Consider the following 12,704-nt stretch of genomic DNA (forward strand, 5'->3'; position numbering starts at 1 on the left):
CATATTATGCTTCACAAGAATAATAAAGTTTGTTCAATTTTTTTCCAAAACTATGTATTTTTTTTGAACAGGATATAATGTCCTCGACATCATTTTACAAAATCAACCGCTACTTTGTCATGTTTTTCTCAAAAAAGAAGAAAAATTGACAAAAATAAAATAGGAAAGTGACATTCACTCTCCTATTTTATTTCTCTATGCGTATGAATGTAAACCCGCGATAATTAAGTTTACTACAATAAAGTTAAACATAATGATTGCAAAACCAATTACCGCTAACCACGCTGACTTCTCTCCGTGCCACCCTTTTGATAAGCGTAAATGTAATACCGCCGCATAAAAGAGCCAAGTAATAAGCGCCCAAACCTCTTTTGGATCCCAACCCCAAAAACGTGTCCACGCTATTTGAGCCCAAATCATGGCAAAAATTAATGCACCTAATGTGAAAACCGGGAATCCAATTGCAATAGAACGATATCCGATTTCATCCAGTAAATCACTATTTGTATTCTTTACTAACGGCTGAAGTGCTGCCGATACTCGTTTGCGTAAAACAAGTCTTAATACGATATAAAGTAATGTCCCAACTAACACAGACCAAATTACTGTATTTAATTTTTTCGCATTTACAATCGCCGGAACTTCAACTGTCGGCTCTAATTTATTTTCTGTCAATAACTTTCCTTCGTGCGGTCCCACTAAAGCCGGAAGATTGTACTTCATTTCCACTTGTTGTTCATTTTTATCAACCCATTGAAACTTCGCTTCATATTTCATACTAGAAAATACCGTTGTCACTCCAATAAAACCAACTGTACAAACAAGTGTGAACACTACCGTTTCTAACCAAAATGTACGTTTGCTTCTCGTTGATTGATCTACATTCTTCAATAAATACATAACGCCCGTAATAAAACTAATTGCTAAAATTGCTTGTCCTGCTGCTGCAGTCGTCACGTGAATATGCAACCAATTACTTTTTAAAGAAGGAATAAGCGGAGATATTTCCCTCGGAAACATACTTGCATAGGCAATTAATAAAAGTGCAACTGGTAATGCAAAAAGTCCGATTATACTTACGCGATACATAAAATACATGACAATAAATGCTCCGACAAGCATCATGCCAAAAAATGTACCGAATTCAAAAAAGTTACTAACTGGTGCATGTCCTGATGCAATCCATCTTGTAACAAAATATACTGTTTGTGCAATAAACCCTAAAATTGTAATCGTTATTCCTATATTTGCCCATTTATGACCTTTTTCTTTAATTGCTCCCCCGAAAAATAGAGTTGCAATTAAATATAAAATAAATGCGGTAAAGAGAAAGTTACTACTTATTTGCACCATATCGTTTCCCCACCTTAACTAATTTTTTTATCCACTACTTTATCGCTTGGCTGCGGAATTGCCGTACCTTCTAGTACTCTTTCAATATCTTTCTTTAAACCGAACCAATTTTTATTCGTGTGTCCTGCAATCCACCATTCATCATTAACGCGTTGTATCCAAATACGACGATGATTCCAATACATCCCTTGAATGACACCAACCATAAATATAAATCCTCCAATACCGAGAATCCAAAGCGTTAAATCTTTCCTTACAGTAAGTGCTGTTGCATTTTGCATTTCCACACCTGCAAACGACATTTTATATTTATTATTTCCATCAGGTTCTATATTTTGCTGAATACCAACAAAACTCACTTCACCATCTGGTGTTTCAGGCGTAAACATTTTAAACACAAATGCAGGGTTGTTTGGTAATTTCGTTTTCGTATTTGGTCTTCCATTCTCGTCAAAATAAAAATCTGGGAAATAGCTTAATAGTTCTAAAGAATAACCTTTTCCTAAATCATATTTTTCTGTAGGGTTCGTTAAATCAACTTTGATCGGTCCCCACTTTTGATTATTTTCTTTGTTTTGCAGGTTAAAGGACATACTTTTAAATTCATTTTCTTTATAATCCACTTGATAAACAGCAAATTGATCAAATTTCAGCGGTTCATTCACTCGAATTTCCGATTCTTTTACTTTTTCTAATTTCGGTTTTTGTCCTGCTATATTTTCGCCGACCGCTTTATATAATACAGCATTCGTTTGGAAGTTTTTCGCAATCACTTTATCGCCTACACGATCAATCGCTTCATCAAAAACTTCCTTGTCCTTACTTTTATCATAAACTTCCTTAATAAATTTCTCGTTTTTTAAATAGTATTGACCATCCGTTCCTGGTATTTCTTTCGTTTCACCGTCACGTAACCAAAGGGCTTCGTCTACGTACATACTCGGTAAAAAACGGAGCATTGCACCGAATAAAAAGATAATGAGACCAATATGATTCACATATGGACCCCAGCGTGAAAACCGTCCCTTTTCCGCCAAAATATTTCCGTCTTCCACTTTCACGTTATAGTTTCTTTTCTTTAAATTCTTTTGCACTCTTTCAAAATCACCATCTTGCGGTGTACCAGTACCGTATAATCTTTGTCTCTTTAAAAAGCTAGTGTGTCTTTTCACCCCTTGCTTCTTTAAAGCTTTATAAAGTGGAATGACACGGTCTAAGCTACATATCACAAGTGAAATACCAATTGAAGCAATTAAAATCATATACCACCATGAACCGTATAAATTATTAAATCCTAATTGATAGTATAGTTGCCCTAAAAATCCGTATTCTTGCTTATAATATTCAGCTGGTGCAATTCCTGGAGTTATGTACATTTCTTGCGGAAAAATAGTTCCTATTGCTGATGCAGCTAAAGTGATTACAATGAGCCATACACCCACTTTTACAGAAGAGAAAAAGCTCCAAATTTTATCGACTATCGTTTTTGTTTGTGTGAGAGATCTCCGAGCACTCCCCTCATAACGCATATCCAATAGTTTTATATTTTCATTGCTTTCAAATGGTTTCCCACATGCTTCACAAAAAACAGTTCCTATCGGATTCACATGTCCACATTCACACTTAATTTCTTTCAACACTCTCACCGCCCCTATATCTATATGTACTATTGTATATTCTACCCTCAAGTTACCGCAATACTCAGAATTTTTAAATCAGAGGCACTATAAGGATGCACCTCATATGTAAAGGCTTTCTTTATTACGGAGTAATTTTCTTTAAATACTCTTCCAATTGTTCTATCGTTTGTTCACCTTTAATCTCTTGAATCACCTTACCATCCTTATCAATCAAGAAGCTTGTTGGTAACGGTATTACTCCATACGTTTTTATAATTTCTCCACCTTTATCAATTGCGACTGGGAACTTAAGATCGTATTGTTTCACAAAATTCTTAACAGCAATATCCGTTTCATCTGCATCTAACGCAATAATTTCAACGCCTTTTTCTTTATACTTTGGATATAATTCGTTCATATAAGGCATTTCTTTTTCACACGGTTTACACCAAGTGCCCCAAAAGTTTAAAAATACACCTTTTCCCTTTAAATCTTTTAATTCAATTTTCTTTCCTTCTAAATCTGTTACAACAAAATTAGGTGCTTCTTTTCCGATTTGCATTTTCTCTTCTTTAGTGAAATATCCTTGATAAAGTGTAAATCCTACAGCACCGCATAAAATGAGTAGAATCATAACGCGAAATAATAAGCGATTTTTTTTCATATTGTCTCCCCTCTCTTCGACGAGTGATAAATATATGTATTTTTTAATAAATCACCAGCGGAGCATTCCACTGGTGAAAGTTTCACACTATCGATTAGCGCGGCTTTGTAGAAGCCAATGCACGTAATTGTTTCACCTCATGTGGTGACAATTCTCTCGCATCACCAGGGCGCAAGCTACCCACTTCTAAAAAGGCGTAGCGTTCACGCTTTAGTTTCACTACTTTACAATCTAACGCTTCAAACATGCGGCGTACTTGACGATTACGTCCTTCATGAATCGTTAATTGTACAATCGCAGTCTCTTTACGCTTGTCCCAAGAAATAATTTTCACTTGTGCTGGTGCTGTTTTCCCATCTTCTAATGCAACACCTCGTTCTAACATGCGAATTTTCTCACCTGTTAATGGCCCTTTAATTTTTGCAACATACGTTTTTTCAACTTTATATCTTGGATGCATTAATACATTTGCAAATTCCCCATCATTTGTCATCAATAATACGCCAGACGTATCATAATCTAAGCGTCCGATTGGGAATAAACGTTGTCTAATTTCAGGGAAAAAGTCTGTTACAACACTTCTTCCTTTATCATCTGATACACTTGAAATTACGCCAGTTGGTTTATATAGTAAAAAATAAACAGGTTCTTCTTTTTCAAGAGGGATGTTATTTACTTCTACTTTATCTTGAGGAGTTACTTTCGTTCCTAACTCCTTCACTATTTTTCCATTCACTTTTACTTTTCCTTGCTGAATTAATTCCTCAGCCTTTCTTCTCGATGCAATACCTGCTTGCGCAATCACTTTTTGTAATCGTTCCATTTCTTTTTTTCACCTCGAATTTATCTTACCTTACATTAGAAAGACTTGGCAACCGCATACGCTTGACGGCTATTCGCTTCATCTTACTTAAACAACATAGCGATGATAATAAACATATAAAGGGCAAATCATGTTTTTACCTTTTATTATTGTCCATACTCTTCATATTGCTCACAATAAAAGTTCATCATTTTGTCAAAAATACCGCATAAAAAAACCACTATTAAGCAACACCTTAATAGTGGTCGTATACGTATTATAAGCGAAATAGCATAAAAAATGAATAGCCGCCTTACTTAAACATTAAAGAAACAAACACAATTGAACAAATAATCCCGATTAAATCGGCAAAAAGTCCTACTTTTAATGCATCTCCCATTTTTCTAATTCCAACAGCTCCGAAGTATACTGTTAAAATATAAAAAGTCGTATCTGTACTCCCTTGCATCGTAGAAGCCAATCTTCCAATAAACGAGTCTGGCCCATATGTGGCAATTAAATCGGTCGTAATACTTAAACCAGCAGAGCCTGAAATAGGGCGTATAAGTGCTAGTGGAACAATTTCTGCTGGGACATGAATTAAATCTAACATCGGCTTCATTACTGATATCATTGCATCTAACGCTCCAGATGCCCGAAAAATCGAAATAGATACAAGCATTCCAACCATAAACGGTAAAATAGAGATCGCAATTTGAATCCCTTCTTTTCCCCCCTCAACGAACGATTCATACGTCGGCACTTTCTTTATCGTGCCATATAAAAGGATAAAACCGATTACACAAGGGATTACCCATAATGATATCGTATTGACAATACTCATTTTTTCCGCCCCTTCCTACTCCTTCTTCGGTAAAAATAGCGGTCAATCCAAATCGCTCCGATCATAGAGAGTACTTGTGCAATGAATGTTACCCCAACAATTTCAGTAGGATTCGCTGATTCATACGTCATTCGAATCGAAATGACAGTAGTAGGAATTAAAGTAATCGCTGATGTATTTAATGCGAGAAACGTCACCATAGAACGGCTCGCCGAATCCTTCCCTCCATTTAACTCTTTCAATTGTTCCATCGCTTTAATACCAAGAGGGGTTGCTGCATTCCCTAATCCAAAAAAGTTCGCCATCATATTCGATAAAATAAATCCCATTGACGGATGATCTTTCGGTATTTCTGGAAACAACCTTTTTACTATCGGCATAAAAAGTGACACTAACTTTTTTAACAACCCTGCTTCCTCTGCAATTTTCATTAAACCGAGCCAAAATACTAATACACTAATAAGTCCTATACAAATTGTTACTGCATCTTTTGCTCCGTCAAATACGGCTTTATTTATTGCTTCCATCGTTCCATTTATCATGGCATATACAATCCCTATGACTGCCATCGCTACCCATACGAGATTAACCATCGCTCCCAACACCTATCATATGAGAAAAAATTTCTTTCACATTATTCCAATACATTCCCGTTGTAGCTACTAACTTTCGTTTACTATAAAATAAATTCCGTTCTCCAACTTTCTCATTGCCAACATAAATTTCCGTCTTCCCAACCTTTACTCCATCTTTAAGTTTTGCACTTTTATCGAGTTCAACTTTTAATACGACATTCTTTCTTTCCTGCTCAGTTAATGGCACCGCAAAACTATTTTTCGTATATACATGGTTGGCATATTTCTTTTCAGTTATTTCAGCAAGAGCTCCTTGTCCTACAACGTTCGTTTGCTTGAAACGTTCAAAACCTTTATCAAATAAATTCATATGATCATCCCAATCGCTAGAAGCGCTCAAAGTTACGACAATTAGATCTAGTCCATCTTTTGATGCTGTTGTAACAAGTGTCCGTCCTGCTTTCTTCGTAAAACCTGTTTTTCCTCCTGTCGCAAATTCATAATAAGATGTCACGAGTTTATGTTTGTTTTTCCACGGATAATCCCACGAATCTGATTTATACGTTTTTGTCCCAAAAATCTTCTTAAAGGTTTCATTCCCCATTGCATACTTTGTTAAAAGTGCCATATCATAGGCTGATGAATAATGGGATCCATCTCCATCCAAACCATGTGGGTTTGAAAAGTGAGTATCTTTCATTCCAATTTGTTTCGCCTTTTCATTCATTAAATATACGAACCCTTCTATACTTCCTCCTACATTTTCAGCAATTACTTGTGCTGCATCATTACCAGATCTAAGCATGAGTCCGTATACTAAATCCTCTAACTTCACTTTCTGTCCAGGTTTTAAATAAATTGCTGATCCTTCTACTCTCACCGCTTCATTACTAACCGATACCATTTCTTTCATTTTTCCTGATTCAGCAGCTAACAAGGCTGTCATAATTTTTGTTATACTAGCAATTTTTTGTGGCTCATGTTCTGCTTTTCCGTATAATACACGACCGGACTGTTGCTCCATTAATACAGCATTTCGAGCACTGACATTACTGTTCATCTTTGCATATGTAGGAATTGGTATAACGCTTGCGTACATAATAAGAAGCGTGATTATTACACAAATTCGTCTCATATTTCCCCCCACGTCCTTTTGGCACTTTTTGTACAAGTGTATGCTTGGCCTTTTAAAATATGAACGAAATCTCTTTCTCCTTCTAATAAAAAAGACGCAGAGAACCTGCGTCTAATACGGTGTCCATTCAATTTGTTTCGCACTTTCAAATCTTTTTTCTACATCAGGCCAATTTACAACATTCCACCAGTTTTTAATATATTCATCTTTTCGATTTTGGTATTGTAAATAATACGCATGTTCCCACACGTCTAGCACGAGGAGCGGTATCGTATCCCATTGTGTAAATAATTGATGAAGTGTACTCTGCAAAATTTCTAATCTTCCAGATCGTGGTACCCAAACGAGAAGCGCCCAGCCTGATCCTTCCACTTTAGAAGCTGCTTCTGTGAAATGTTTTTGAAAACGTAAAAAACTCCCAAAATCTTGTTCAATCTGTTGTGAAAGAGCCCCTCTTGGACTTCCGCCACCATCTTTTTTCATGTTATTCCAAAATATCGTGTGTAAGTAATGACCTGATCCATGAAAAGCCGCTTCTCTTTCCCAATGCTTAATTAAATCAAATTGATTTGTTTTTCTCGCTTCTTCCATCATTTTCTCTGCCTTATTTAATCCTTCCACGTAACTGCGATGATGTTTATCATGGTGTAACATCATAATTTCTCTAGAAATATACGGTTCTAACGCATTATACGGATAAGGTAATGGTGGAAGTGTATGCCCTCCAATTGGAACAGCTCGTTCACTATCCCCTCTTTCATATAGTTCATATTCCTCTTCTCCTTGCACGAATACTTCCTGCAAATGATGCTGAATATGTTCTACATCATCACTTATTTCATACATAAACTCTGCATCTGTATCATACTCATGCTCTTTCATACGATCTAATAACGTTTGAATTTTATAGGCAAGCATATGGACATCATACACTTCCATTGCACGGCTATCTAATACGTGAAGAACACTTTCACACCAGCTTTCTACTTCATGAAAGTAATCTGTAAATACACCTTGCTGACTCATGTTACACCTCCTTAATGCTATCCCCATAAATATATTCAAAGGAAATCCCTTATATAACTTTACAAAAGGAAAAGAAGCTAAGTCCCCTTAGCTTCTTTTTCGCAATTAATATTTGTGTAACATCTTTGTTTGGTAATCCGTCTCATAATATTCTAGTTCTTCACGCATCAATTGAAATTTTCCTTCTAAACTCTTCATCACTTGCTCTATAGATGCTGGTGGCGTTTGTTGAAAAACGATGGAGTTTTTCCCTGTATAGGCAGACCGACTATTTTCATACCAATGATCACCCTTTGGTGAGAAAAACTCTGCAATTACTTGATGATAAATTTTATATAAAATTTTCTCAGCTGCTGTTTTTCGAAATGGCTGGCTATTTAACAAAACAAAACATGCATCATGTCCTTCTTCACAAAAAACGAGAAGACGTCTTATTGATGCTAATAACCCTTTATAATATTGCTCGTTCCCTGCTGGTTTTTCTTCTAATAAAGAAGGCAACGTATGATAATTTACATAATTGGTTATCAAAGTAATAACGTCTTCTAAAAACATAGAAACTTGTTCTGTTTGATTTTCAACCATTAGATTAGACATTTTTCCCTCTCCTTTGCCATTTCACGCTATTTCTACTCTTTTATTTTTATGTAATTCAGCTAATATTTCTTGTACTTTCACCACTGTTTCCTCATCAAAATATTGTTGGAATGCTTCTATATTATTTAAATATAAACGTTTTTGCATGCGATGCTCATTCTCTTTCAGTAAACAACATATCGCTACAATATCCCGTAAATATATGTCTTGTTCTTCTACTTTACATACTGGATTTCCTTCAAAAGGAGTAATTTCTTGTAAAACTTCTTCAAAATATCGAACGTATAAAACGGAAAAAGTTCTCTCTTTATTATTTAATATATATGTCACTTCAGATCTATTAAAGAAATCTTCTGATGTATTAGGTTTCGCTTTCTCTAACTCATATCCCGCATAACCTATTATAATCATCTACTTCCCCTCTCTTCCTTCTTTCAATTCATTTTAACTTAACTTTCTGATAAACGAAATACTCTTTTAAATATAACCCATATAAAAAATAGCTTCCCTATACAGGAATTTACCTTTTTATTTTTCTTGAAGTTTGTCATAATAATATTATTGTCTCAGTTTTCTTATACAAGGAGAGTTGTATTTATGTCGTTTTCATGGAAACGTTTCTTACAAATCGGGAAAATTATCTTCCCATTTGTTGTATTAACAATTGTATTCTTTCAAGCAAAAAAAGAATTAGCAGGCATTTCTTTTTTAGAAGCAATCAATACAATTAAAAACATTCCAACCGGAGGAGTCTTTTTAGCAATTACACTTGGTGCATTTGCCGTATCAACAATGTTCTTTTATGACTATGTTATGCTTCGTTATTTAAAAGCTGATATACCAGTCCAAAAGATTTTTCGTATCTCATGGATTGCTAATACTTTAAATGGATTTATTGGGTTTGGTGGTCTCGTTGGAGCTGGTGTACGCACAATGCTTTATCGTCCATACATAAAAGAAAATGGCAAACTTATTAAAAGTATCGCCTGGATGACAACTGCTTTTATTAACGGACTCGCAATTCTTTCTTTCCTCGGTCTTATTGGAATATTAGACACAAGTTTTATTTTGCATGAAAAACCGTGGCTATGGCCTGTTCTTATTTTCTTCGCCCTTTTCGTCCCTATATACATTGGCTTTTCTAAACTAAAAAATAGAAAACCAAAGCAAACCGAAGGGCAAGAAGAAGGGGAAGAAGAAAAAAATCCAACTGTTTTATACTCATTAGTTTCATTAGTTGAGTGGGTATCTGCCGGTATTGTTATGTACGTCATACTAATATTATTTGGTATCGATATCGAATTTCAAAAGTTTTTAGGTGTGTATGTAATTGCTGCTTTAGCTGGTGTTGTTAGTCTTGTTCCTGGTGGACTTGGTTCATTTGATCTTGTCTTTTTAACTGGGCTCGGACAATACGGCATTGATACAGGCGTATTACTACCTGCTATGTTATTATATCGCCTCGTCTATTACATTTTACCTTTCTGCCTTGGTCTTATTTTTGCAGCTTTTGAAATGACAGGCGTGGCCATTAAAAAGTTTGAAGATAAACCTTTTATTGCGCCTGCATTAGAAACAACTGGTGTTATATGGACTTTGCAGCGTGATTTTCTAGGAAAACTAGGTTCATGGGCCTCTGCTGCTTTAACAGTATTTGCTGGATTAATGGTTATTTTATCAACCATTCTACCGACAAGTATAAACAGAGCACACGCCTTACATATTCTAGCTCCAAAACATCTTATTCAATTTTCTTTTAGCTTATCACTAACATTTGGTATTCTCCTCCTGATCCTTTCGCGAGGGATATATTATGGAACAAAGCGTTCTTACTATATGACGATTGTTTCTTTAATCGGAGCAGCCATCTTTAATACGCTAAAAGGGATTGATATTGAAGAGACGTTTATTTTATTAATCGTACTCGCTGTATTATATATGCTTCGTAAAAGATTTGTACGCGAGAAAATGGAAGTCTCACTTTCTGATATGGTAAAAGTTTTTATATTCTTACTCATAACTTTATATTTATATAAAAACTTAGGTATTTTATTTGCAGGTGCAAAAGAAGCTTTTAAACCTGATTTTGTCGTTCGTAATATTACGCAAGTGAAACGAAGTGCATTAGCAGCTGCCTTTTTCGTTCCTACATTTTTACTGATTGGCTCACTCATTGCCAATCGTTATCGAAATGAATTTCCCGGGCAACCAGCTAATGATAAAAGGTTGCAAAACTTTTTAGATGAACACGATGGTAATGTACTTAGTCATTTAGGATTTTTAGGAGATAAACAATTTTTCTTCAGTAGTGATGGGAAAGCGCTCCTTCTCTTCTCTATAACTGGAAAACGTCTCGTTGTGCTAGGTGATCCAATTGGGGATCCTTCCTCCTACCGTACTGTGTTACAAGAGTTTTTAACTGAGGCTGATCGATTTGGATACATTTGTGTATTCTACCAAATAGAAAGTAAATGGATGAGTTTATATCATGATTTTGGTTACAACTTCTTTAAACTTGGTGAAGAAGCTGTCGTTGATTTGAACACATTTACAATAACAGGAAAAAAACGAGCCGGTATGCGAGCGACTTTCAACCGTTTCGAACGAGAAGGCTATACATTCTCTATTCATCAGCCACCATTCTCAAACGAATTATTTGAAGAGTTAAGAAAAGTTTCAGATGCGTGGCTCGGCGGAAAAAAAGAGAAAGGTTTTTCACTCGGATACTTTGATCGTGAATATATTAGCCGAGCACCTATCGCTACATTATGTGATGCTGATGGAAAAATCATTGCATTTACAACCTTTATGCCCGTATATCAAGACGGATCATTGTCTGTTGATTTAATGCGCTATTATCCAGATGCACCTAGCGGCATTATGGATGCAATTTTCATCCACCTATTCCAGTGGGCAAAAGAAAATGAATACCACTCCTTTAATATTGGTATGGCACCACTTTCAAATGTAGGTTTATCGACACAATCTTTTTGGTCCGAACGAGTTGCTGCTGCCATCTTTAATAATGTTCGTTATACGTATAGCTTCAGCGGGCTACGTCATTTTAAAGAAAAATATAAACCAGCATGGAGCGGTAAATATTTAGCATTTAGAAAGAATCATTCTTTACCAATTACAATGCTCTCTGTAACAAAATTAATAGGAAAAAGAAAAAACAGCTAAACATTTAGCTGTTTTTTCTTTTTTGAACTTGTACAATAAATTCTTTTTCATATTTCTTACCATTTATATAGAAATCTCCCCATATTTTATACGTTCCTTCTATAGGAAATGTAATACGGTATTGTAATTGCTCATCTGTATCAACAGGTATTGCGTATAAAAAGTTTTCTCTCGTTTCGTCCACGATATAGAGCGCTTCCACTTCTCCTCTCTCTGAATGTAATTTCAATTTCTCACCCTTTTTCGCTTGGAATTGAAATGTTAACGTCGCTGGTTCATTCGGATGCAATGCACCAAATAATAGAGAAACTTCATACTCCCCTATTTTTTTTGTAAGCACACTATCGATTGGAAATTTTACTTTTTTCTTATTTTTCTCCTCTATTTCTCTCCCAAAATCTTTCTTCGCAAATGATTTCACAGACTTGTTTTTGTCTTCATATAAAAATATTGTATATCTTTCATCTTTCGCTATTTTGGAAGATACCTTATATGATCCATTCCCTGCAAATGTAGGTTTCATTTGTTGTACATGTTTTAATTGTCCGTCTACAATAACTGCCCGAATTTGATCATTCACACCACGAACTTCGTTATTTTTATTATTTAGCAATTGAAACAAAATATCTACTTTCTCATTTCCTTTTCCATTTGACACATCCCATTTCACTTCCTGAACATCACCTACAGTCTCTGTAGTTTCCTGATACTTTTTTATGTAAAATCCGCCTACTACAATAAATAGCAAAGCAACAAGTCCAATGACAAGATTTTTCAAAACATCACCTACCATTTTTATTGTCTCTGTTCATACAAAACTTCTTACATATATATTCTAGATTATGATTTATGAAATCCTCCTGCTTTGCACATATTACAAATAATTAAAAGATTTTAATTGAAAGG

General features: G+C 35.2%; 12 protein-coding genes. 1 reads left to right on the plus strand and 11 read right to left on the minus strand.

Features of this window, described 5'->3' with window-relative positions:
* Positions 1–195 precede the first annotated feature (195 nt).
* The 10 genes from resC to QEP67_RS20505 all read right to left on the minus strand — a co-directional run bounded on the left by resC (position 196) and on the right by QEP67_RS20505 (position 9,026).
* Positions 196–1,353 carry a cytochrome c biogenesis protein ResC gene (gene resC, locus QEP67_RS20460; RefSeq protein WP_000250073.1) on the minus strand — a complete coding sequence of 386 codons (1,158 nt, stop codon included), beginning with the start codon at positions 1,351–1,353 and terminating at the stop codon, positions 196–198.
* A gap of 14 nt (positions 1,354–1,367) precedes the next feature.
* Positions 1,368–2,993, minus strand: coding sequence for a cytochrome c biogenesis protein ResB (gene resB, locus QEP67_RS20465; protein WP_000910545.1), 1,626 nt, complete (start codon positions 2,991–2,993; stop codon positions 1,368–1,370).
* Between the two features lie 121 nt (positions 2,994–3,114).
* Positions 3,115–3,636: a thiol-disulfide oxidoreductase ResA gene (locus QEP67_RS20470; protein ID WP_000742211.1), complete on the minus strand. Its 522-nt coding sequence runs from the start codon at positions 3,634–3,636 to the stop codon at positions 3,115–3,117.
* Positions 3,637–3,730: 94 nt separating this feature from the next.
* Complete coding sequence (rluB, locus tag QEP67_RS20475) at positions 3,731–4,459, minus strand: 23S rRNA pseudouridine(2605) synthase RluB (protein WP_000440552.1); 729 nt, start codon at positions 4,457–4,459, stop codon at positions 3,731–3,733.
* A gap of 292 nt (positions 4,460–4,751) precedes the next feature.
* Positions 4,752–5,282 carry a spore maturation protein SpmB gene (gene spmB, locus QEP67_RS20480; protein WP_000029511.1) on the minus strand — a complete coding sequence of 177 codons (531 nt, stop codon included), beginning with the start codon at positions 5,280–5,282 and terminating at the stop codon, positions 4,752–4,754.
* Positions 5,279–5,875 carry a spore maturation protein SpmA gene (spmA, locus tag QEP67_RS20485; RefSeq protein ID WP_000247806.1) on the minus strand — a complete coding sequence of 199 codons (597 nt, stop codon included), beginning with the start codon at positions 5,873–5,875 and terminating at the stop codon, positions 5,279–5,281. Before spmA ends, spmB begins: the two co-directional genes overlap by 4 nt.
* Positions 5,868–6,992, minus strand: a complete 1,125-nt coding sequence (dacB, locus tag QEP67_RS20490) for a D-alanyl-D-alanine carboxypeptidase DacB (RefSeq protein WP_001252621.1) — start codon at positions 6,990–6,992, stop codon at positions 5,868–5,870. The genes spmA and dacB overlap by 8 nt, the downstream gene beginning before the upstream one ends.
* 111 nt (positions 6,993–7,103) lie before the next feature.
* Positions 7,104–8,018, minus strand: coding sequence for a superoxide dismutase (locus tag QEP67_RS20495; RefSeq protein ID WP_000082674.1), 915 nt, complete (start codon positions 8,016–8,018; stop codon positions 7,104–7,106).
* A gap of 105 nt (positions 8,019–8,123) precedes the next feature.
* Positions 8,124–8,615, minus strand: a complete 492-nt coding sequence (locus tag QEP67_RS20500) for a YpuI family protein (protein ID WP_000067569.1) — start codon at positions 8,613–8,615, stop codon at positions 8,124–8,126.
* Positions 8,616–8,636: 21 nt separating this feature from the next.
* On the minus strand, positions 8,637–9,026 hold the full coding sequence (locus tag QEP67_RS20505) for a hypothetical protein (RefSeq protein WP_000583791.1): 390 nt from the start codon (positions 9,024–9,026) through the stop codon (positions 8,637–8,639).
* A 186-nt stretch (positions 9,027–9,212) separates the two neighbouring features.
* On the opposite strand from QEP67_RS20505, the gene mprF reads away from it, so the two are divergent.
* Positions 9,213–11,798: a bifunctional lysylphosphatidylglycerol flippase/synthetase MprF gene (mprF, locus tag QEP67_RS20510; RefSeq protein ID WP_000010865.1), complete on the plus strand. Its 2,586-nt coding sequence runs from the start codon at positions 9,213–9,215 to the stop codon at positions 11,796–11,798.
* A gap of 4 nt (positions 11,799–11,802) precedes the next feature.
* On the opposite strand, the gene QEP67_RS20515 is transcribed toward mprF, so the two are convergent.
* Entirely contained in the window at positions 11,803–12,591 is a 789-nt protein-coding gene (locus tag QEP67_RS20515; RefSeq protein WP_046958911.1) for a hypothetical protein, read from the minus strand.
* Positions 12,592–12,704 lie beyond the last annotated feature (113 nt).

The organism is Bacillus cereus group sp. MS39, assembly GCF_040448665.1.
Classification (GTDB): domain Bacteria; phylum Bacillota; class Bacilli; order Bacillales; family Bacillaceae_G; genus Bacillus_A; species Bacillus_A wiedmannii.